The 20,482-nt window shown below is 71.3% G+C and carries 18 protein-coding genes and 4 tRNA genes; 12 read left to right on the top strand and 10 right to left on the bottom strand.

Annotated features, from left to right (window positions below; genetic code table 11):
- Positions 1-148 precede the first annotated feature (148 nt).
- From LNW73_RS06420 to LNW73_RS06405, 4 genes are all read left to right on the top strand, one after another.
- Positions 149-221: transfer RNA gene (locus tag LNW73_RS06420), tRNA-Gln, on the top strand.
- Positions 222-224: 3 nt separating this feature from the next.
- Positions 225-309, top strand: a tRNA-Ser gene (locus tag LNW73_RS06415).
- A gap of 19 nt (positions 310-328) precedes the next feature.
- A tRNA-Ser gene (locus LNW73_RS06410) sits at positions 329-420 on the top strand.
- A 4-nt stretch (positions 421-424) separates the two neighbouring features.
- Positions 425-504 (top strand) — tRNA-Tyr (locus LNW73_RS06405).
- Between the two features lie 71 nt (positions 505-575).
- Here the strand turns inward: LNW73_RS06405 and LNW73_RS06400 are convergent.
- From LNW73_RS06400 to LNW73_RS06390, 3 genes are all read right to left on the bottom strand, one after another.
- Positions 576-1,037, bottom strand: coding sequence for a hypothetical protein (locus LNW73_RS06400; RefSeq protein WP_250989269.1), 462 nt, complete (start codon positions 1,035-1,037; stop codon positions 576-578).
- Positions 1,038-1,168: 131 nt separating this feature from the next.
- A complete protein-coding gene (locus LNW73_RS06395) occupies positions 1,169-2,395 on the bottom strand; it encodes an MFS transporter (RefSeq protein ID WP_250989268.1) in 1,227 nt (408 codons plus the stop codon).
- Between the two features lie 183 nt (positions 2,396-2,578).
- On the bottom strand, positions 2,579-4,150 hold the full coding sequence (locus LNW73_RS06390) for a carbohydrate-binding protein (RefSeq protein ID WP_441349488.1): 1,572 nt from the start codon (positions 4,148-4,150) through the stop codon (positions 2,579-2,581).
- Between the two features lie 229 nt (positions 4,151-4,379).
- Here LNW73_RS06390 and pqqA point away from each other — a divergent pair, with 229 nt between their 5' ends.
- Genes pqqA through pqqE form a run of 5 tightly spaced genes read left to right on the top strand, consistent with a single transcriptional unit; the run spans position 4,380 to position 7,605 of the window.
- Positions 4,380-4,511, top strand: coding sequence for a pyrroloquinoline quinone precursor peptide PqqA (pqqA, locus tag LNW73_RS06385; protein ID WP_250989267.1), 132 nt, complete (start codon positions 4,380-4,382; stop codon positions 4,509-4,511).
- A gap of 10 nt (positions 4,512-4,521) precedes the next feature.
- Positions 4,522-5,415 carry a pyrroloquinoline quinone biosynthesis protein PqqB gene (gene pqqB / locus LNW73_RS06380; protein WP_250989266.1) on the top strand — a complete coding sequence of 298 codons (894 nt, stop codon included), beginning with the start codon at positions 4,522-4,524 and terminating at the stop codon, positions 5,413-5,415.
- Entirely contained in the window at positions 5,412-6,125 is a 714-nt protein-coding gene (gene pqqC, locus LNW73_RS06375; RefSeq protein ID WP_250989265.1) for a pyrroloquinoline-quinone synthase PqqC, read from the top strand. The genes pqqB and pqqC overlap by 4 nt, the downstream gene beginning before the upstream one ends.
- Positions 6,122-6,394, top strand: a complete 273-nt coding sequence (gene pqqD, locus LNW73_RS06370) for a pyrroloquinoline quinone biosynthesis peptide chaperone PqqD (RefSeq protein WP_250989264.1) — start codon at positions 6,122-6,124, stop codon at positions 6,392-6,394. The genes pqqC and pqqD overlap by 4 nt, the downstream gene beginning before the upstream one ends.
- A complete protein-coding gene (gene pqqE, locus LNW73_RS06365; RefSeq protein WP_250989263.1) occupies positions 6,391-7,605 on the top strand; it encodes a pyrroloquinoline quinone biosynthesis protein PqqE in 1,215 nt (404 codons plus the stop codon). The genes pqqD and pqqE overlap by 4 nt, the downstream gene beginning before the upstream one ends.
- Here pqqE and LNW73_RS06360 read toward each other — a convergent pair.
- Both LNW73_RS06360 and LNW73_RS06355 read right to left on the bottom strand, forming a co-directional pair.
- Positions 7,586-8,227: a LysE family translocator gene (locus LNW73_RS06360; protein ID WP_250989262.1), complete on the bottom strand. Its 642-nt coding sequence runs from the start codon at positions 8,225-8,227 to the stop codon at positions 7,586-7,588. The two genes, pqqE and LNW73_RS06360, sit on opposite strands and share 20 nt — an antisense overlap.
- Positions 8,228-8,247: 20 nt before the next feature.
- Entirely contained in the window at positions 8,248-9,114 is an 867-nt protein-coding gene (locus LNW73_RS06355) for a helix-turn-helix transcriptional regulator (RefSeq protein ID WP_250989261.1), read from the bottom strand.
- A gap of 97 nt (positions 9,115-9,211) precedes the next feature.
- On the opposite strand from LNW73_RS06355, the gene LNW73_RS06350 reads away from it, so the two are divergent.
- A complete protein-coding gene (locus LNW73_RS06350) occupies positions 9,212-10,909 on the top strand; it encodes an AMP-binding protein (RefSeq protein WP_250989260.1) in 1,698 nt (565 codons plus the stop codon).
- Positions 10,906-12,609: an AMP-binding protein gene (locus LNW73_RS06345; protein WP_250989259.1), complete on the top strand. Its 1,704-nt coding sequence runs from the start codon at positions 10,906-10,908 to the stop codon at positions 12,607-12,609. The genes LNW73_RS06350 and LNW73_RS06345 overlap by 4 nt, the downstream gene beginning before the upstream one ends.
- Here LNW73_RS06345 and LNW73_RS06340 read toward each other — a convergent pair.
- Complete coding sequence (locus LNW73_RS06340) at positions 12,574-13,227, bottom strand: TetR/AcrR family transcriptional regulator (RefSeq protein ID WP_250978296.1); 654 nt, start codon at positions 13,225-13,227, stop codon at positions 12,574-12,576. The genes LNW73_RS06345 and LNW73_RS06340 overlap by 36 nt on opposite strands.
- Before the next feature lie 119 nt (positions 13,228-13,346).
- Here LNW73_RS06340 and LNW73_RS06335 point away from each other — a divergent pair, with 119 nt between their 5' ends.
- On the top strand, positions 13,347-14,873 hold the full coding sequence (locus LNW73_RS06335; protein WP_250989258.1) for an FAD-dependent monooxygenase: 1,527 nt from the start codon (positions 13,347-13,349) through the stop codon (positions 14,871-14,873).
- 72 nt (positions 14,874-14,945) lie between these two features.
- Here the strand turns inward: LNW73_RS06335 and gcl are convergent, their stop codons facing one another.
- The 4 genes from gcl to LNW73_RS06315 form a co-directional block, all read right to left on the bottom strand.
- Positions 14,946-16,724 (bottom strand): glyoxylate carboligase, encoded by a 1,779-nt coding sequence (gcl, locus tag LNW73_RS06330; protein ID WP_250989257.1) that lies wholly within the window; start codon positions 16,722-16,724, stop codon positions 14,946-14,948.
- A gap of 243 nt (positions 16,725-16,967) precedes the next feature.
- Positions 16,968-17,714 carry a hypothetical protein gene (locus tag LNW73_RS06325; protein ID WP_250989256.1) on the bottom strand — a complete coding sequence of 249 codons (747 nt, stop codon included), beginning with the start codon at positions 17,712-17,714 and terminating at the stop codon, positions 16,968-16,970.
- A 180-nt stretch (positions 17,715-17,894) separates the two neighbouring features.
- Positions 17,895-19,352 (bottom strand): catalase, encoded by a 1,458-nt coding sequence (locus LNW73_RS06320; protein WP_250989255.1) that lies wholly within the window; start codon positions 19,350-19,352, stop codon positions 17,895-17,897.
- 220 nt (positions 19,353-19,572) lie between these two features.
- Positions 19,573-20,469 carry a 2-hydroxy-3-oxopropionate reductase gene (locus tag LNW73_RS06315; RefSeq protein WP_250989254.1) on the bottom strand — a complete coding sequence of 299 codons (897 nt, stop codon included), beginning with the start codon at positions 20,467-20,469 and terminating at the stop codon, positions 19,573-19,575.
- Positions 20,470-20,482: the final 13 nt, after the last annotated feature.

The raw sequence follows: 20,482 nt of genomic DNA, 5'->3' as shown, positions 1-20,482 counted from the left end.
CACAGGCGTATCAGCGCTCTTCCAGTACCCCTTCCCAGCAGGGGAGCCCCGGGCAGGTCACCTAGCCATCGGTGACGGATGTCGCCGGGCCGCCCGCGGGAATTCCCGCCAGGGCGGCTTTTTCGTGGCCGCCCGTCTGCTGTGTCCCTGCCGGATAGTGCAATGGGCAGCACGCCTGACTCTGCATCAGGAGATTCGAGGTTCGAGTCCTCGTCCGGCAGCTGGGAGAGTTGGCCGAGTGGTAAGGCAGCGGCTTGCTAAGCCGTAGTCGGGTGCGAGCCCGCGCGCGTTCGATCCGCGCACTCTCCGCGTACGTCCCGCAGTTCATGGAGGAGCCAGCCGAAAGGCGGCGCCGGCCGCGGTCTCGAAAACCGTTGGGGTGCGCAAGCATCCGTGTGGGTTCGACCCCCACCTCCTCCGTCCCGGGCGAACTGGGAATCGGTGATCCCAAGGGCCTGTAAAGCCCCCGCTTCGGCTGTGGAGGTTCAAATCCTCCTTCGCCCACCCGGAACGACGCACGCGGAACAACGCACGCCACTGCGGCGCGCCACGGCCATGAGGCCGGTGGCGCGCCGTCAGCGTTTGATGGTGTGGCCGCCGATGCCCATCAGCCGGCCGGGGCCGCGGACGCCGTCCTCGTACCACCAGAAGCTCAGGCCGATGGCGGCGACGATGAAGCCGCCGACCGAGCCGAGGGTCAGGAGTCCGCTGACGCCCTCGCCGGGCTCGCCGGGGTGCTCGCCGCCGAGGTGGTGGATGGCCAGGACCGAGACGAGCATCGACGCGATACCCGCCAGGGTGGTGAGCAGCCACGCCCAGCGCCGGGCTCTGGTCGCCGGGATGCTGAAGACCGTGTACGTGAGCGACGTACGGCAGGTCTCACAGGCGAGGGTGCACGACTGGCAGCCCTTCGGGGGCCGTTCGACGGGGATCTCGAAGGTCGCCGGCCGGTGCTGTGTGTAGTTGCTGTTACGTTCGGACGAGAGCAGGTGTGTGTACCGTGACTGGGGATATTGTCCTAATTGGCGCTTGCCCACCGCAGCTCCTTGACGTCTGGTGCTGCGGGCCACAGTAAGCGCCAACATGCCTGTGGCATAGGGAAGTTGACGATTGAAGTACGCGGCGGGCGAGGTATGGGCGGACACGCGAGGTATCGGCCCGGAACCCGCTACGCCCGGCCCTCGGAAGCCTCCGCGAGGGGCACGGCGCTCCGGCCCTGAGCGTCCCGCCCGGACCGGGGATACGCGCGGAGCGCGAGCAGCAGCGGAGGCGCGGCCGCCAGCAGGAAGCACAGCGGCAGCGGCAGCCGGTCGACGAGCAGCCCGGCGGTGCCGGAGCCCAGCGAGGAGCCCGCGTTGACACCGGTGTTGACCCAGGCGCTGGCGCGGGTGGCGGTCCCCGGCGGGGCGAGTTCGTCGGCCGCGAGGTACGCGGTGGCCATGGTGGGGGAGACGACGGTGCCGGCGGCCGCGATGCCGAGGGCGAAGAGGACGACGGTCGGGGCGGCGCCGGTGAGGGCGAAGAGCAGGGCGAGGGCGGCTAGCAGATACGGCAGCCGGCCGGCGGCCGGGCGCCGCCAGGCGATCCGGCCGTAGAGGAGCCCGCCGATCGCGCTGCCCGCCGCGTGCGCGGCGAGGATCCAGCCGGCGGCGGAGGCGCGGTCGTGGTGGTCGGCGAAGACGACGACGTACAGCTCCAGGGCGCCCAGGCAGCAGCCGAGCCCGGCCGCCGCGTACGCCGCCCTGCGGACCCCCGCCGACCGCAGCCGCGCGGCCGGAGCCGAGGGCTCGCGCGCGGTGAGCAGCTTCGCGGCCGGGGACGCCGTCAGGGCGAGAGTGCCGATGAGGACCAGGGCGGCGGACAGGGCCAGACCGAGCGCGGGGCGGACGGCGACGGCGATCAGCGGACCGGTCATGAACAGGCCCTCCTCCGCCACCGTGTCCAGGCTGAACGCCCGCTGCAGCAGGCGCTTGTCCGGAACGAGGGCGCTCCACAGCGCCCGCATGGTCGGGCCGAGCGGCGGGGTGAGGGTGCCCGCGGTCGCCGACAGCAGGGTGAGCAGCCAGAGCGGGGCACCCGGCCGCCAGGTGGCCAGGCAGAGCGCGGACAGTGCCACCGCGTACGGGGTGGCGAGGGTGGGCAGGGCGCGTCGTGCCCCCCAGCGGTCGATGAGCCCGGCACGGGCCGGGCCGAGGACGACGCTGGTCGCGGCGAAGACCGTGGTGATCATGCCGGCGGCGGCGTACGAGCCGGTCGCCGCGGCGAGCGAGAGCAGCAGGGAGAGGGAGACGATCCCGTAGGAGAGCCGGCCCAACAGGGCGGCGGCGAAGGTGCGGCGGGCATGGGGGACCCGCAGGACGGCGGCGTAGGACGCCGTCGGGCGTGGCGAAGACATGGTGGTTGTTCCTCAGGCAGAGGCGGGCAGGCCGGCGCGAAGGGCGGGCTGCGGCCTAGGCACGAGAGGTGAGGAACATGCGCGCGAGCCTAGCGCACGGCGGGCGCCGGGACCATGGCGCCCACCGCGCGGGAAGGCAGTGCTGGGCGCCATGGTCCGGTCCTGCGGAGCGTGCCGTGATCCTTATGGCTGGGTGAGTTCCAGCCGGTCCACGTTCGGTCCGCCGTTCGAAGTGGTCGCCATCGCGCGGACGGTGTTCGCGCCCGCCTTGAGGGTGACCGTCAGGGACGCGCTCTGCCAGGTGTTCCAGTCGCCGGTCCCGGCGAACGGGTGCCCGGTGGAGACCGCCGTGCCGTTGACGGCGAGGTCCATCGGCCGGCCGGTCGTCGTCCCGTTCGCGTAGCGGAGCGTGAGCGTGGCGGGCCCCGCCTGCGCGGCGGTCACCGACCACTGGACGTAACTTCCGGTCACGTTGTCGTAGTTGACGAAACCGCTGCCGGTGTAGCCGGTGTGGTCGGACTCCACCGCGCCCTGCGCGACGGTGGCGTCCTCGGCCTGGTACCAGCCGTCCGGCTGAGCTCCGGCCCGGGAGACCCGGTAGACGACGGTGGCGTGTGACGGCACGGACGCGCTGATCGCGCCGGTCGTGGAGCGGGTGGCCTTGGACCAGAGGTCCTTGAGCGTGTACGAGGGCGAGCCGCCGAGGCCGATCGCCGAGGCGGTGGTGGAGACCGTCGCCGTCGCGCCGGTCTCGTTGAGCAGCGCCACCGCCCGGTCGCCGTCGGCGAGCTGCTTGCTGTAGACGGCGAGGCCGCCGGTGGCCGAGACGATGGTGGCCTGCTTGCCCAACGGGTCCTGGTCCAGGGCGATGACGTCGGTGTTCTTCAGGATCGCCTGGGTGGCGGCGGACGCCGAGCGGACATCGCTGCCGATCAGCAGTGGCGCCGACATCATGGCCCACAGGCTGAAGTGGGTGCGGTACTCGGTGGCGGTCATACCGCCGTTGCCGACCTCGAGCATGTCGGGGTCGTTCCAGTGGCCCGGCCCCGCGTGCGCGGCGAGATCGTCATTGGTGTGCACCCTGCTGATCATGCTCGACCAGTTGTCGCTGATGTCACCGGTGGTGCGCCAGAGGTTGCCGACGTCGGCGCCCCAGGTCCACACCTTGGGGTCGGTGCGGCCCCACTCGCAGATGCTGTAGACGATCGGCCGGCCGGACTTCTTGAGCGCGTCACGCATCGCCTTGTAGCGCTGCTGCGCGTCGACGCCCTGGTTGTTGCAGTTGTCGTACTTGAGGTAGTCCACGCCCCAGGACGCGAACAGGTCGGCGTCCTGCTGTTCGTGGCCGAGCCCGCCGGGGAAGCCGCCGGTGCCGTTGCAGGTCTTGGTGCCCGCGCTGGTGTAGAGGCCGAACTTGAGGCCCTTGGCGTGCACGTAGTCGGCGACGGACTTGATGCCGTGCGGGAAGCGGGTGTGCTCCGGCACCAGGTTGCCGCTCGCGTCGCGGGTCTTCTCGGCCCAGCAGTCGTCGATGTTGACGTACTGGTAGCCCACGTCCTTGAGGCCGAGCGACACGAAGCTGTCGGCGACGCCCTTGACCATCGCCTCGTTGAAGGTGGCGCTGCACTGCGTGGTGTTCCAGCTGTTGAAGCCCATCGGTGGGGTGCGGGCCAGGCCGTTCTCCAGGGCGTGGGCGGGGGCGGCGGGGGCCAGGGCTACGAAGGTTCCGGCGGCGGCGATGGTCGCGGTGGCCAGTACGGAGCAGAGCAGGCGGTGCGGTCTCACGGCATCCTCCTCGGGTCGGCACCGGAAAGGTAGGAGCCCGCCGAGTAATCGTCAAGAACCTTTACAGATAGCAGATCGGATGAATACGCTCCGATTGATGGCACTGCTGCCTGCTGTGGCAGTTCTGCTATCACACGCGCACCAACTGATCGGATCTATCCACGCGAGGACATCACGACAGGAAGGACGGTGCACAGCCATGGCCGACACGACGGAACAGCCCCCGGCTCAGGGGGAGCGACCGGAGAGCCCGGCGGTCTGGAGTACGCCCGAGTACACGGTCGTCGAGACCGCGCTCGAAGTGACCGCCTACTCGCTCGCCACTCGCTGAGCCCGCCGCCGTGCTGCTGCGGGTACTCGGTACCGCGGCGGGCGGCGGCGTCCCCCAGTGGAACTGCGCGTGCCCCGGGTGCTCCGGGGCACGCCGCCACCCGGGGTGGCGCCGCCGCCACGCGTCGCTCGCGGTCCGCGCGGCCACCGGCCGCTGGTACATCGTCAACGCGACCCCTGACATCGGCGATCAGATCGAGGACTGCCCGGAGCTGCGCCCCGGACCCGGCGCACGGCAGTCGCCGGTCGCCGGAATCGTCCTCACCGACGCCGAACTCGACCACACCCTCGGCCTCGCCCGGCTCCGTGAGGCCCGCGGACTGCAGGTGGTGTCGACCGCGCCCGTACGACACGCACTTCTGACGAGGCTGCGCCTGGGTGACGTCCTGACGCCGTACACGATCCTGGAATGGCGGGAGTTGGGGACCGGCGCGGAGCCGCTGGCCGCCGGCTCGGACGTGGAGATCGACGCCATACCGGTGTCCGGGAAACGGCCGCGCTACGCCGCCGACAGCGCGCCCGACGCCGCCTGGGTCATCGCGCTCCGTTTGCGGGACCGCGCCACCGGCGCCTCCGCCGTCTACGCCCCCGCCCTGGCCGACTGGCCCGACGCCCTCCAGCGGGCCGCGGCGGCGGCCGACTGCGTCATCGTCGACGGCACCTTCTGGGACGACGAGGAGCCCCGTCGCACCGGAATCTCGGGGCGCACCGCCACCGGCATGGGACATCTGCCGATCGACGGCCCGCACGGCACCGCGGAACGCCTCACCGGCCTGCCGGGCCGCCGCCTGTACACCCACCTCAACAACACCAACCCCCTCGTGGACCCGGCCGCGCCGCAGCACGAGCTGCTGGCCGGGCTGGGCATCGAGGTGGCCTCCGACGGGATGGTGATCGAGCTATGACGGCAGCGCCCACGGACTCCGCCATCGGCATCGGGCCCTGGAGCCCGGCCGCATTCGAGGCACGGCTGCGCGCGGTGGGGGAGGAGCGGTACCACGACCGCCACCCCTTCAACCTGCGAATGCACGAAGGGACGCTCAGCCAGGACGAGTTGCGCCGCTGGATCGCCAACCGCTTCCACTACCAGCGGCACATCCCCGTCAAGGACGCCCTGATCACCGCGAAGTTCGACACCCCCGCACTGCGGCGGATGTGGCTGCGCCGTATCCAGGACCACGACGGCTCGCGGGACGGCGAGGGCGGCATCGAACGCTGGCTCCGCCTCGGCGAGGCCGCGGGGCTCGACCGTGCGGAACTGCTCTCCGGCGCCACCGTGCTGCCCGGGGTACGTCTCGCGGTCGACGGGTACGTCAACTTCTGCCGGCTGCGCCCCGCGCTCGAAGCCGTCGCGGCCTCGCTCACCGAACTGTCCGCCCCCGACCTGATGCGCACCCGCATCGACGCCTTCGAACGGCACTACCGCTGGATCGAACCGGACGGGCTGCACTACTTCCGTACCCGCGTCACGCAGGGCCGCCGGGACAGTGGGGAGGCGCTCGATCTGGTCATGCGCTGGGCCCGTACCCGGGACGACCAGGAGCGCGCGGTGGCCGCGCTCCGCTTCAAGTGCGATGTGCTGTGGGCGCTGCTCGACGCCGTGGACCACGCGTGACGACCGTGACGAGCGACGACTGGCGGCCCGCGCTCGCCCCCGCCATCCTGCTGCGCCGCGACCGGGTCCGTTCGACGGACCTGCTGGTACTGCCCGAGCGGGTCGTCGTGCTGAGCGGCCGGGCGGGCGCCATCGTCCGGCTCTGCGACGGCGGCCACAGCGTTCCGGAGATCGTCGGCGAACTCTCCGAACGTTTCCCCGGCGCACCCGTGGCCACGGACGTACCCGTCTTCCTCGACCGGCTGCGGGCGGAGGGCTGGCTGCGATGACCACCCCGGACGTACCCGCCGACCCCACCCCAGCCGCCCCCACAGCCCCCGCCACCCCTGCCGGATCCGCGCCGTCCGAACCCGCGGTGCCGCGCCCCTGGGCGCTGCTCGCCGAACTCACCCACGCCTGTCCGCTGCACTGCCCGTACTGCTCCAACCCCCTCGAGCTGAAGGCCCGTTCGCAGGAGCTGTCGACCAGTGACTGGCAGGACCTGATGCGCCAGGCCGGGGAGTTCGGCGTCGTGCACACCCATCTGTCGGGCGGCGAGCCGCTGTTGCGGCCCGATCTGGAGGAGATCATCACCGCCGCCGAATCCGCCGGGATCTACACGCAGTTGGTCACCAGCGGCACCGGCCTCGACGAGGCCCGGCTCGGCGCGCTCACCGCGGCCGGGCTGCGCAGCGTCCAGCTGTCCGTGCAGCACGCGGACCCGGCGGCCTCGGACCGGATCGCCGGCAGCCGCTCCTTCGCCGCGAAGGAACGGGCGGCCGCGCTGGTGCGCGCCGCCGGACTGCCGCTCGGCCTGAACGTCGTCCTGCACCGCGACAACCTGGACGCCCTGGACGCCCTCGTCGAACTGGGCCTGGCCTGGGGCGTCGACCGGATCGAACTCGCCAACGCCCAGTTCTACGGGTGGGGCCTGCTCAACCGTGCCGCGCTGCTGCCCTCCCACGAACAGCTGGCCGTGGCGCGGGACGCGGTCGACCGGTGGCGTACCCGGCTCGGCGGCAACCCCGACCTGGTGTGGGTGGTGCCCGACTACTTCGACGGCGTCGCCAAGCCGTGCATGGGCGGCTGGGGCGCGGTCTCGCTGACGGTCTCTCCGGACGGCACCGTCCTGCCGTGCCCGGCCGCCGCCACGCTGCCCGGCCTGGACGCGCCGAACATCCGGGACCACACCCTGGAGTGGATATGGGACCGGTCCCCGGCCTTCAACCGCTATCGGGGCACCGCGTGGATGAGCGACACCTGCCGGTCCTGCTCCCGCCGGGACGAGGACTTCGGCGGGTGCCGGTGCCAGGCCTTCGCCCTGACGGGCGACGCCGCCCGCACCGACCCGGCCTGTGGTCTCTCCCCGGACCACGGCCTGGTCCGCGCGGTCGCCCGGGAGGGCGGCGCCGACGGCCCGGCTCCGTACGTCTACCGGTATCCCGGGCGGACGGCGACCGGGCGGCCCGATCGCCGGGGGGTCAGTCGGTCCGGCCGGTGACCGCGACCGTGACGCCGAGGCCGATCATCGCCAGACCGCCCGTGCCGCCGATCGCCGCCAGCCGGCGCGGGGAGCGGGCGAACCAGGTGCGGGCGGCGGAGGCGGTGAGGGCCCAGAGGCTGTCGAAGACCAGCGCGGTCAGGCTGAAGACCATGCCCAGGATCAGCAGCTGCAGAGGCACCCGGCCCGCGGACCGGTCCACGAACTGCGGGAGCACGGCGGCGAAGAAGACCATCGTCTTGGGGTTCGTCACACCGACCACGAACCCCTCCCACAGGGTCCGCAGCCCGCCGTGGGCGGCGGTGCCGGGGACGTTCCGCTCCATCGTCAGATCGCCGCGGTGCCGCAGCGCCTTCACCCCGAGGAACACCAGATACGCGGCGCCGCCCAGCTTCAGCGCCAGGAACACCGCGGCGGAGCCCGCCACCAGCGAGCCGAGCCCGAGCGACACCGCCACGACCAGGACATAGGAGCCCACCGTGTTGCCGAGCACGCTCTCCAGGGCGGTGCGGCGGCCGTGGGCGAGGGCCCGGCCGAGCACGAACAGCACGCTGGGGCCCGGTATCAGGACCAGCAGCAGGGACATCGCGGCGAACGCCAGCAGGCGGTCGGTCGAGACCATCACCGTCACCTCCGTGGCCGTCAGGGCAGCAGGCCTGCCCGGCGCGCGGACACTACCGCCTCCAGCCGGGTGTGAGCACCCAGTTTTCGCATCGCGGAGCGCAGATAGCTCTTGACGGTCTCCGGCCGGAGCCCCAGCCGCCGCGCGGCGGCCGCGTTCGTCGCGCCCGAGGCCACCGCGGTGAGCACATCGATCTCGCGCGGCGCCAGCGGCGGGACCGGCACCGCCGGCGGTGGCAGCGGATCGAGGACCGCGCCGTCCCGCCCCGCCGCCCCCGACGCGGCCGCGATCCGCCCGCAGGCGGTCAGCAGCGCCTGCCGCAGCCGGGGGTCGGTGATCCGCGGGGCGAGGGCGCGCAGCTCGCCGTGCGCCTCGCGGACCTCCTCCCAGGCCCGGGGGTCGACGGAGACCGGCTGGTGGAAGACGGCCAGCAGCCGGTGCGCCTCGTCGCGGACCGTGAGGGACTGCTCCAGCTCCCGCGCCGCGTCCACGGCGGCCGTCAGCGGCCGGTCCCCGAGCGTCATGGGCTGGCGCAGCGCGCCGTACAGCACCCCGCGGACCCTGCTGCGGACGACCACCGGCACCGCCAGGACCGACCGCAGACCCTCGGCGGCGACGGCCTGGTCGTACTCATGGCTGATGACCCTCGACGCGTGGTAATCGGTGACGGCGAACGGCCGGGCCATGGCGATGGTCTTGCCGCCCAGGCCGTTGCCCGGGGTGATCGCCAGGGTGCGCAGGGCGGAGGTCTCCGTGCCGGAAAGCTCCGAGATCCGCAGCTGGCGGCCGCCCGACAGCAGCCCGCCGAAGGCGACCGGCAGTCCGCCGGACCGCCGCATGCGCAGCAGGGCCGCCCGTACGTCGACGGCTTCGCCGGATTCGGTCACGGTCACTCCTTCAGCCCGACACCCCCGTCCGGGGGTGGTGAGACCCGGGTCACTGGATGGACGATGCTACTCAGCGGTCAGGCACTGAGGAGGACACATGGCGGTGACCGGTGGGACGACCGGAGCGACCGAGGGGCCGACCGGGGAGTTCCGGGCGGCCCGCGACTTCCTGCTGCGGCATCGCGAGGAGTACGCGACGGCCTACGCGGGATTCCGCTGGCCCGAGCCCGAGTACTTCAACTGGGCGCTGGACTGGTTCGACCGGATCGCCGAGGACAACGACCGCACCGCCCTGTGGATCGTGGAGGAGGACGGCTCGGAAGGCGTCTTCTCCTTCGCGGAGCTGGCCGACCGGTCGAACCGCGTCGCCAACCACCTCAGGGGCCTCGGAGTGCGGGCCGGCGACCGGATCGTCGTGATGCTCGGCAACCAGGTCGAGCTGTGGGAGACCGCGCTCGCCGCCATGAAGCTGCGCGCCGTCGTCATCCCCGCCACCCCGCTGCTCGGGCCGGCCGACCTGGCGGACCGCATCGAGCGCGGCGGCGCCAAGCACGTCGTGGTGCGGGCCGAGGACACCGCCAAGTTCGACGGGGTGCCGGGGGACTACACCCGCATCGTCGTCGGCGGCGAGGCCCTGGACTGGCACCCGTACGAGGAGGCGTACGCGAGCCCGGCCTCCTTCGAACCGGACGGCCCCACCCGGGGCGCCGACCCGCTGATGCTCTACTTCACCTCCGGCACCACCGCCCGGCCCAAGCTCGTCGAGCAGACCCACCTCTCGTACCCCGTCGGCCATCTGGCCACCATGTACTGGATCGGTCTGCGGCCCGGGGACGTCCACCTCAACATCTCCTCGCCGGGCTGGGCCAAGCACGCCTGGAGCAATCTCTTCGCACCGTGGAACGCGGAGGCGACGGTCTTCATCCACAACTACACGCGCTTCGACGCGGCCCGGCTGATGGCGGAGATGGACCGCTGCGGCGTCACCAGCTTCTGCGCCCCGCCGACCGTGTGGCGGATGCTGATCCAGGCGGACCTGAGCGCGCTGCGCACCCCGCCGCGTGAGGTGGTCGCGGCGGGCGAGCCGCTGAACCCCGAGGTCATCGAGCACGTCCGCCGGTCCTGGGGCGTCACCATCCGGGACGGCTTCGGCCAGACCGAGACGGCGGTGCAGGTCGCCAACAGCCCCGGCCAGCCGCTCAAGACCGGCTCGATGGGCCGCCCGTGCCCCGGCTACGTGGTCGTGCTCGTCGACCCGGTCACCGGCAAGGAGGGTGACGAGGGCGAGATCTGCCTGGACCTCGCGCACCGCCCGGTGGGGCTGATGACCGGCTACGCGGGCGACCCGGAGCGCACCGCGGAGGCGATGGCGGGCGGCTACTACCGCACGGGCGACATCGGTTCGCGGGACGCCGACGGCTACATCACCTACGTCGGCCGCTCCGACGACGTGTTCAAGGCCTCCGACTACAAGATCTCCCCGTTCGAGCTGGAGAGCGTGCTGCTGGAGCACGAGGCGGTCGCCGAGGCCGCCGTCGTGCCGGCGCCCGACCCGCTGCGGCTCGCCGTGCCGAAGGCGTACATCGTGCTCGCCGCGGGCTGGGAGCCGGGCGCGGAGACCGCGAAGGCGATCTTCGCGCACTCCCGCGCGGCGCTCGCCCCGTACAAGCGCGTCCGCCGCCTGGAGTTCGCGGAGCTGCCCAAGACCGTCTCCGGAAAGATCCGCCGTATCGAGCTGCGCGAGGCCACGGCCCGGGACGGCAGCGCCGAGTACCGCGAGGAGGACCACCGATGACCGGGACCGGACCGGCCGGACCGTCGCCCGCGAAGGAGCCGGCCGAACCCTCCCCGGCCGAACCGTCCTACGCGAGCGGCACCGGCGGCACCCCGCTGCTCGGCGACACCATCGGCCGCAACCTGGACCGGGCCGTCGCGGCGTACCCCGGGCGCGAGGCGCTGGTGGACGTGCCGACCGGCCGCCGCTGGACCTACACCGAGTTCGGCCGGGCCGTCGACGAGGTGGCGCTGGGGCTGGCCGCCAAGGGCGTGGCCCGGGGCGACCGGGTCGGCATCTGGGCGGTCAACTGCCCGGAGTGGGTGCTCGTCCAGTACGCGACCGCGCGGCTCGGCGCCGTCATGGTCAACATCAACCCGGCCTACCGGGTGCACGAGCTGGAGTTCGTCCTCCGGCAGGCCGGCATCGGGGTGCTGATCGCCTCGACCGCGTACAAGGCCAGCGACTACCGGGCGATGACGGAGCAGGTACGCGACGGCTGTCCGCTGCTGCGCGAGGTCGTGTACATCGGCGACCCGGGCTGGGACGAGCTGGTGGCGGGCGGGTCCCGGATGCCGGCCGGGCACCTGGCCGCGTGCGAGGCGGCGAACAGCTGCGACGACCCGGTCAACATCCAGTACACCTCGGGCACCACCGGCTTCCCCAAGGGCGCCACGCTCTCGCACCACAACATCCTCAACAACGGGTACTTCGTCGGCGAGATGATCGGCTACACCGAGGACGACCGGGTGTGCCTGCCGGTGCCCTTCTACCACTGCTTCGGCATGGTGATGGGCAATCTGGGCGCCACCAGCCACGGCGCCTGCATCGTCATCCCGGCCCCGGCCTTCGACCCGGTCGCCACCCTGCACGCGGTCGAACGGGAGCGCTGCACCTCGCTCTACGGCGTGCCGACGATGTTCATCGCCGAACTGGACCTGCCGGACTTCGCGACCTTCGACCTGTCGTCGCTGCGCACCGGGATCATGGCCGGATCACCGTGCCCGGTCGAGGTGATGAAACGCGTCGTCGCCGAGATGCACATGGCGGAGGTGTCCATCGCCTACGGCATGACGGAGACCTCGCCCGTCTCCACCCAGACCCGGCGCGACGACGACCTGGAGCGCCGTACCGCCACCGTCGGCCGCGTCATGCCGCACCTCGAGGTGAAGGTCGCCGATCCGGCCACCGGTGCGACGGTGCCGCGCGGCACGGCGGGCGAGCTGTGCACCCGCGGCTATTCGGTGATGCTGGGCTACTGGGAGGAGCCGGAGCGGACCGCCGAGGCGATCGACGCCGCGCGCTGGATGCACACCGGCGACCTCGCCGTGATGCGCCCCGACGGCTATCTGTCCATCGTCGGCCGGATCAAGGACATGATCATCCGCGGTGGGGAGAACGTCTATCCGCGGGAGATCGAGGAGTTCCTGTACACCCACCCGAAGATCGCCGATGTGCAGGTCGTCGGGGTGCCGGACGAGCGGTACGGCGAGGAGATCCTGGCCTGCGTCATCCTCCGCGACCCCGCGGACCCGCTCACCCTGGAGGAGCTCGGCGCCTTCTGCCGCGGACAGCTCGCGCACTACAAGATCCCGCGCCGGCTGCGCCTGGTGGACGCCTTCCCGATGACGGTCAGCGGCAAGATCCGCAAGATCGAACTGCGGGAGGACGCGATCCGGGAGATGTCATCCGTAGTGGACGGCGAGACCCCGCCCCAGTAGTCCGAAGGCCTGGTCGAGCTCCGCGACCGCCTCGGGATACACGTCGTCGGCGCTGCGCCCGTCCGACAGCTTCCGCCAGTTGGCCAGCGCGACGACCTGGCGCACGGAGATGATCTGCGCCGCCGCGAGGCGTGGCAGCAGGTCGCCGGGCGCGGCCGCTGAAGCCTCCCGCAGCGCCCCGGTCAGCGCCTCCTGGTCGCGGACGGTGTACTCGGCCAGCCGTGCCACCAGGCCGGGCGCCGAGTAGAGCAGCGCGAGGTACGCCAGCACCTCGGGGGTGTCGTTGAGCCCGGTGACCGGATCGCGGGCGTCGAGGCCCGCCGCGCAGTGCCGGTGCAGCGCGGTGAGCGGCGCCTGGTCCGCGGGGCGGTCGCGCACCACCCGGGCGAACTCGCCCTCGTGGTCGGCGAACCGGTGCAGCGCCAGGTCCTCCTTGGTGGGGAAGTACCGGAAGAGCGTCGGCTTGGACACCTCGGCCGCGGCGGCGATCTCGGCGACCGGCACCTGGTCGAAGCCGTGCCGGAGGAACAGCGTGATGGCCGCGTCCGAGATGGCCTGCCGGGTCCTGGCCTTCTTCAGTTCCCGCAGTCCGCCCGTTGGTCCTGGCCGGTTCTCCATGGCGCCCATCCTAACCGAAGTGCAATCAAGTCAAAAACGTTACTCGGTTGAATATGAAACTCGGTCATGGTTGCATCGCTGTCAGACGAACGCCGATGAGCTCGATGAGGGGACAGCGGATGACCAGCGTGCTGATCGTGGGAGCGGGACCGACCGGGCTGACACTGGCCTGTGAACTGGCCCGGCGCGGCACCGCCGTCCGGATCGTGGAGAGGTCCCCGGGACCGCAGCCGGGTTCCCGGGGCAAGGGGCTCAACGCGCGCAGCCTGGAGGTCTTCGAGGGCATGGGGATTCTCGACCGCATGCGGGCGATCGGGCGCGACGACCTGCACTTCCGCAAGTACCGGGGCGGCGAGGTGGTCTCCGACACCGATCCCTTCGCGACCTTCTCCCCGTCGCCCGGCACCCCGTACGTACGCGGGCTGCTCGTCGCGCAGTGGAACGTCGAGCGGGTGCTGCGGGACCGGCTCGCCGAATGGGGCGTACACGTCGAGTTCGGCACCGAACTGACGGGGTTCGAGCAGACCGGCGACACGGTGACCGCCACGCTCGCGGGCGGCGAGCGGCTCGAGGTGTCCTACCTGGTGGGCTGCGACGGCGGCCGCAGCGGGATCCGCAAAGCGCTGCCGGTCACCTTCGAGGGCCGGACGCTGCCGGAGCAGCTGATGGTCATCGGCGATGTCGAGGCCGAGGGTCTGAGTCAGGAGCTGTGGCACCAGTGGATCGACGAGGACGGCGGCATCATGCTCTGCCCGCTCCCCGCCACCTCGGTGTTCCAGCTCCAGGCGGCCCCCGAGCGGGACGCGGCGGGACTCCCGGTGGAGGCGTCGCTGGAGAGCTTCCAGCGGATCTTCGACCGGCACGCGCGGATCCCCGGCATCAGGCTCACCAACCCCGCCTGGATCTCCACCTACCGCGTCAACGAGCGGATGGCCGACCGTTTCCGCGTCGGCCGGGTCCTGCTCGCCGGGGACGCCGCCCATGTGCACTCCATCGCGGGCGGCCTCGGGATGAACACCGGCATCCAGGACGCCTACAACCTCGGCTGGAAACTCGCGCTGGTGGCCGCCGGCCGGGCCGGCGACGGGCTGCTCGACACCTACCAGGAGGAGAGGCTGCCGATCGCCGCCTGGACCATCGACACCAGCGGTGAGCTGTGGCGCCAGGTCTCGCGGTCGATCAGGACCGCGGGCAGCGGGACGGAGGGCGTGGTCACGCCCGACATCCTCGGCCTGGGGCTGGGCTACCGCTGGAGCTCGCTGGCCGTCGAGCACGACGCCCGCGCCGACGACGCTCCGCTGCGCGCCGGCGACCGCGCGCCCGACGCCCCGCTGCGGGACGCCGACGGCGCCGCCGTCCGGCTCTTCGAGATCTTCAGCGGCACGCACTTCACACTGCTCGGCTTCGGCGCCGGCAGTGCGGCGGCGCTCCGGGAGAGCGCCGACCGGCACGGTGACTCGGTGTGGACCTACGCGATCGGTGCGGGCCCCGGCGGCCTGGACGACTTCGCGGGGCACGCGGCCCGCGAGTACGGCGTCACCGGCGACGCCCTGGTGCTGGTCCGCCCGGACGGCCACATCGCGCTCACCGCCCCGGCCGGCGACGCCGGTGCGGTGCACGACTACCTCGGCGCGCTGGGCGGTTAGGGCTGGAAACAGAACACGACCGCACCCCAGGCCGTCCTCCGGGGGTGCGGTCGTGCCGTAAGGGGAGCGGGATCAGACGAGCGGCAGGATCGAGGTCGGGGCGTGGCCCGGCTCGGTCGCGATGTCTTCCCACTCGTTGACGCTGGCGATGTCGCTGCCGCTCATCGAGATGTTGGTGATGCGCTCCAGGATCGCCTCGACGACCACCGGGACGCGGTACTCGGCGGCGAGCTTCTTGGCCAGCTCGAAGGCGGGCAGCAGCTCGTGCGGCTCGGTGACCCGGATCGCCTTGCAGCCCAGACCCTCGACGACCTTGACGTGGTCGACGCCGTAGACGCCCAGCTCCGGGGAGTTGATGTTCTCGAACTCCAGGTTGACCTGGAAGTTGATGTCGAGGTTGCGCTGCGCCTGACGGATCAGGCCCAGGTACGCGTTGTTCACCAGGACGTGGACGTACGGGATCTTGTGCTGCGCGCCGACCGCCAGTTCTTCGAGCATGAACTGGAAGTCGTAGTCGCCGGAGAGCGCGACGACCGAGCCCTCGGGGTCGGCCTTGGCGACACCCAGCGCGGCCGGGATGGTCCAGCCGAGCGGGCCGGCCTGGCCGCAGTTGATCCAGTGCCGCGGCTTGTAGACGTGCAGCATCTGCGCGCCGGCGATCTGGGAGAGGCCGATGGTGGTGACGTACCGGGTCTCCGGGCCGAAGGCGCGGTTCATCTCCTCGTAGACGCGCTGCGGCTTGATCGGCACGTTGTCGAAGTGCGTACGGCGCTGCAGGGTGGCCTTGCGGTGCTGGGTGGACGCGGCCCACTCGGCGCGGTCGGGCAGCTTGCCCGCGGCCTTGAGCTCCTTGGCGACCTCGACGAAGAGTTCCAGCGCGGCCTTGGCGTCCGACGCGATCCCGTAGTCCGGCGCGAAGATCTTGCCGATCTGGGTGGGCTCGATGTCGACGTGGACGAACTTGCGGCCCTTGGTGTAGACGTCCAGCTTGCCGGTGTGGCGGTTGGCCCAGCGGTTGCCGATGCCCAGGACGAAGTCCGACTCGAGCATCGTCGCGTTGCCGTAGCGGTGCGAGGTCTGCAGGCCGACCATGCCGGCGTTCAGCGGGTGGTCGTCGGCGATGATGCCCCAGCCCATCAGGGTGGGGATGACCGGGGTGCCGGTCAGCTCGGCGAACTCGACCAGCAGCTCGGAGGCGTCGGCGTTGATGATGCCGCCACCGGCGACGATCAGCGGGCGCTCGGACTCCAGCAGCAGCGAGATCGCCTTCTCGACCTGGGCGCGCGACGCGGTCGGCTTGTAGACCGGCAGCGGCTGGTACGTCTCGGGGTCGAACTCGATCTCGGTCAGCTGGACGTCGATCGGCAGGTCGATGAGGACCGGGCCGGGCCGTCCCGAGCGCATCAGGTGGAACGCCTGCTGGAAGACGCCGGGGACCTGCGCGGCCTCCAGGACCGTGGTGGCGGCCTTGGTGACCGGCTTGGCGATGGAGGCGATGTCGACGGCCTGGAAGTCCTCCTTGTGGAGGACCGCGACCGGGGCCTGGCCGGTGATGCACAGGATCGGGATCGAGTCCGCGATGGCCGAGTAGAGCCCGGTGATCATGTCGGTACCGGCCGGGCCGGACGTACCGATGCAGACGCCGATGTTGCCCGGGTTGGCACGGGTGTAGCCCTCGGCCATGTGGGACGCGCCCTCGACGTGGCGGGCGAGCGTGTGGTCGATGCCCCCGCCGGCCTTGAGCGCGGCGTAGAAGGGGTTGATCGCGGCGCCCGGCACACCGAACGCGTCGGTGACGCCCTCGAGCTTGAGGATCTCCACGGCCGCACGGGCGGCAGTCATACGAGGCATCGAGTACTCCTGGGTCGGACTGTCGGGGTGGGCTCTTGCTGCGAGGCCAGGGCGCCCGGTTTTCCGTAGTGCTAGTTTCCGTAATGCGGAAGTCTAGTTCTGCTATATGGAAGTAATCTAGAACGAGGCTTTCCGCCCGTCAAGGCGGTACCTGCTCCGGTCTCGCTCCGGACCTGTTCAGGACGCGAAAGAGCGGGCTGCCGACCGGCAGCCCGCTCTCGGTACGCGCGAAATCTCGGGAGGTCAGGGGATGACGGGCCCCGTCCGCATGAGCGTGTCGGCCGCGTCGTTGACCGGCTGCGGAGTGCCTGTCAGATCCATCACGAAGAGCGGGACGCCCAACTGGTCGGCGCGCAGCCGCGCGTCGTGCGCGTAGCCCGCGAGCGAGAAGAACGCGCCGACGGCGTCCTCGTTCAGGCAGTTGAGCCACAGGCACTCGATGTCGCGCAGCGCGGTGGGCTGGGTGGTGGGGTCGATCTGGGCCACGAGGTCGTCGCCGCGCAGATCGATGCCGTTGGCGGCGTGGTCGCCCGCCACCCGTACGCCGGCGAAGCCGAGCCACTTCAGGTACTGGGCGGCGGCGGTGAGCGCGTCACGGGCGGTGCGGATGGTGACCGGGCGGAACGGCGGCCGCGGCGCGGGCGGCGGCGGGCCGGGGACCGCGGGCGGTGAAGGGGCGGCGGACAGCGGGCGCAGGGCGGCGGTGGCCGGGCCGGGAGGAGTGAGCGCCGTGGTGTCGACCGGCAGCCGGATCACCGAACCGCAATCGCAGCCGAACTCGGGCTGCGGCCACTGGTCCTGCCGGCCGCAGTCGGGGCAGCGCATGCTCACCCAGGAGTCGTCCCACGAACGGTGCCGTATCTCGACCGGGACTCCGCCGCGCAGCAGCGGGAGCGTCAGCGGGGTGCCGCAGGCGCAGGGGTAAGTGGTGGTGCTGAACGCGTGCTCGCGGCGGCAGGCCGGGCAGCGCACGGGCACACTCTCTGCCATGGTTCGTTCTCCAAGGCGGGCTCCGGCAATGGGGGTTACCCCATCTTGCAGGAGATTGGACCCGCCCGGCGACGCAGTTGGCGCGACAGGACAGTCGTCGCGCCGCCGGGCGGAACCTGTAGCCCGCGCTGCCGTGACCTACCCCTCAGAAGTTCACGGCGGCGCGGGCCAGCTCTTGGGTCAGCCCTCGCGCAGTGCGCGGACCGACTCTTCCAGGCGCGCACCGTACTCGGTGTCCGCGGCGTGGAAGTGGGCCAGGTTGCGTTCGATCACGTCATCGCGGGTGACCTGCGAGAGGAACCCGGCGATGTTGGCGATCAGACGGGACTTCTCGTCCTCCGACATGAGCCGGTAGAGCTCGCCGGCCTGGAAGAAGTGGTCGTCCTTGACGTGCAGCGGCGCCTCGTGGGTGCCGGTCCAGCCGGACACCGCCTGCGGGGCGGACAGCGCCAGGTCGGTCTGCGACGGGCCCTCGTACGAGTTGGGCTCGTAGTTCTTCAGACCGCGCTTGCCGTTGCGGGTGGCCGCCAGGCCGTCCCGGCCGTAGTTGACGGCCTCCGTCGCCTTCGGCGCGTTGACCGCCAGCAGGGTGTGGTTGACACCCAGGCGGTAGCGCTGCGCGTCGGCGTAGGCGAAGAGCCGGCCCTGGAGCATCTTGTCCGGGGACGGGCCGATGCCGGGCACGAAGTTGTTCGGGGAGAACGCGGCCTGCTCGACCTCCTGGAACACGTTGTCCGGGTTCCGGTCCAGTACCAGCCGGCCCACGCGCTGCAGCGGGTAGTCCGAGTGCGGCCACACCTTGGTGACGTCGAACGGGTTGAAGCGGTAGTCCGCCGCCTCGGCCGCCGGCATGATCTGCACGTGCAGCGTCCAGGACGGGTTCACCCCGCGCTCGATGGCCTGCACGAGGTCGCGCTGGTGGCTGTTGGCGTCCGCGCCGACCTGCTCGGCGGCCTGCTCCGAGGAGAGCGAGCGCACACCCTGGTTGGTCTTGAAGTGGTACTTGACGAAGAACGCCTCGCCCTGCGCGTTCGTCCACTGGTACGTGTGCGAGCCGTAGCCGTTCATGTGCCGGTACGAGGCCGGGATGCCGCGGTCACCGAAGAGCCAGGTGACCTGGTGGGTCGCCTCGGGGGAGTGCGACCAGAAGTCCCAGACGTTGTCGGCTTCCTGGATGCCCGTGAACGGGTCGCGCTTCTGCGAGTGGATGAAGTCCGGGAATTTGATCGGGTCCTTGATGAAGAACACCGGGGTGTTGTTGCCGACGAGGTCGTAGTTGCCCTCTTCGGTGTAGAACTTCAGCGCGAAGCCGCGCGGGTCGCGTACCGCGTCGGCGCCGCCGAGGCTGTCCGCGACGGTCGAGAAGCGGATGAACGTCTCGGTGCGCTTGCCGACCGTGTTGAGGAAGTCGGCGCGGGTGAAGCCGGTGACGTCGTCGGTGACCTCGAAGTAGCCGTACGCGCCGGAGCCGCGGGCGTGCACCACGCGCTCCGGGATGCGCTCACGGTTGAAGCGGGCCAGCTTCTCGATGAGCTGCTGGTCCTGGATCAGCAGAGGGCCGCCGAGGCCGGCGGAGGCGGAGTTCTGGTTGTCGGCGACTGGTGCGCCGGACTCAGTTGTCAGCGTGTGCTTGGGCATGGCGGCCTTCCGTAACTACCAAGGGAAGCGAAAGCGTGTGGGTCGGTAGACCGGACAGTAAGGACCGGCCCCGAGGAATGTCAACAGTTTGTTGAAGTTCCTGGTGATGCGAGGTTTGGTGCCACCCGGCGGTGCGTTTGGGCGCGACAGGACAGGTCACGCACCGCCGGGCGGGATCAGGGGCGAGGCGGAGCCTCGCGGGGTGGCCGAAGCCGGGTCGTCAGCTGTTGACGGGCAGGCCGGACAGCCGCTCGACACCGCGCAGCAGCGCCGAGTGGTCCAGGCCGCCGTCACCCTGGGCGCGCAGCGAGGCGACCAGGTTGGCCACGACGGAGCCGACGGGCAGGGCCGCGCCGACGTTGCGGGCGGCGTCGGTGACGATGCCCATGTCCTTGTGGTGCAGGTCGATCCGGAAGCCCGGGGCGAAGTCGCGCTTGAGGAAGTTGTCCTTCTTGCGGGTCAGCACGGTGGAACCGGCCAGACCGCCGTTGAGGACCTCCAGGGCGGCTTCCAGGTCCACGCCGGACTTCTCCAGGAAGACCACGGCTTCGGCGCAGACCTGGATGTTGACCGCGACGATGAGCTGGTTCGCGGCCTTGACCGTCTGGCCGGAGCCGTGCGGGCCGCACAGGACGATCGTCCTGCCGAGCGTGTCGAGGATCGGCTTGGCGACGTCGAAGTCGGCCTTCTCGCCACCGACCATGATCGACAGTACGGCCTCGATGGCACCGGCCTCGCCGCCGGAGACCGGGGCGTCCAGTACGCGGATGCCCTTGGCGGCCGCGGCCTTCGCCAGGTCCACGGAGGTCTGCGGGGTGATCGAGGAGGTGTCGATCAGGAGCGCGCCGGACTTCGCGTTCTCCAGGATGCCGTTCTCGCCGTAGGCGATGGCCTCGACCTGCGGGGAGGCGGGCACCATCGTGATGATGACGTCGGCGTCCCTGACGGCCTCGGCGATGGAGCCGGCGGCGGTGCCGCCGTTGGCCGCGAGGCGGTCCAGCTTGTCCTGCTCAAGGGTGTAGCCGGTGACGGAGTAGCCCGCCTTGACCAGGTTCTCGGCCATGGGGGAGCCCATGATGCCGAGGCCGATCCATGCGATCTTGGGGAGGTTGCTCATGGTTGACCTTTCG

Origin of the sequence: Streptomyces sp. RKAG337 (assembly GCF_023701715.1) — a bacterium.
Taxonomy (GTDB): domain Bacteria; phylum Actinomycetota; class Actinomycetes; order Streptomycetales; family Streptomycetaceae; genus Actinacidiphila.
The sequence above is the reverse complement of the archived record's forward strand: the minus strand, read 5'-3'. Positions and strand labels throughout refer to the sequence as shown.

What these genes read in the sequence shown, in the direction of transcription:
- gcl (WP_250989257.1), bottom strand. Translation starts at nt 16,724, where the DNA reads ATGCCTCGTATGACTGCCGCCCGTGCGGCCGTGGAGATCCTCAAGCTC.
- LNW73_RS06360 (WP_250989262.1), bottom strand. Translation starts at nt 8,227, where the DNA reads ATGGTCTCGACCGACCGCCTGCTGGCGTTCGCCGCGATGTCCCTGCTG.
- LNW73_RS06320 (WP_250989255.1), bottom strand. Translation starts at nt 19,352, where the DNA reads ATGCCCAAGCACACGCTGACAACTGAGTCCGGCGCACCAGTCGCCGAC.
- pqqA (WP_250989267.1), top strand. Translation starts at nt 4,380, where the DNA reads ATGGCCGACACGACGGAACAGCCCCCGGCTCAGGGGGAGCGACCGGAG.
- LNW73_RS06315 (WP_250989254.1), bottom strand. Translation starts at nt 20,469, where the DNA reads ATGAGCAACCTCCCCAAGATCGCATGGATCGGCCTCGGCATCATGGGC.
- LNW73_RS06325 (WP_250989256.1), bottom strand. Translation starts at nt 17,714, where the DNA reads ATGGCAGAGAGTGTGCCCGTGCGCTGCCCGGCCTGCCGCCGCGAGCAC.
- LNW73_RS06395 (WP_250989268.1), bottom strand. Translation starts at nt 2,395, where the DNA reads ATGTCTTCGCCACGCCCGACGGCGTCCTACGCCGCCGTCCTGCGGGTC.
- pqqE (WP_250989263.1), top strand. Translation starts at nt 6,391, where the DNA reads ATGACCACCCCGGACGTACCCGCCGACCCCACCCCAGCCGCCCCCACA.
- LNW73_RS06340 (WP_250978296.1), bottom strand. Translation starts at nt 13,227, where the DNA reads ATGGAGAACCGGCCAGGACCAACGGGCGGACTGCGGGAACTGAAGAAG.
- LNW73_RS06350 (WP_250989260.1), top strand. Translation starts at nt 9,212, where the DNA reads ATGGCGGTGACCGGTGGGACGACCGGAGCGACCGAGGGGCCGACCGGG.
- pqqC (WP_250989265.1), top strand. Translation starts at nt 5,412, where the DNA reads ATGACGGCAGCGCCCACGGACTCCGCCATCGGCATCGGGCCCTGGAGC.
- LNW73_RS06345 (WP_250989259.1), top strand. Translation starts at nt 10,906, where the DNA reads ATGACCGGGACCGGACCGGCCGGACCGTCGCCCGCGAAGGAGCCGGCC.
- LNW73_RS06335 (WP_250989258.1), top strand. Translation starts at nt 13,347, where the DNA reads ATGACCAGCGTGCTGATCGTGGGAGCGGGACCGACCGGGCTGACACTG.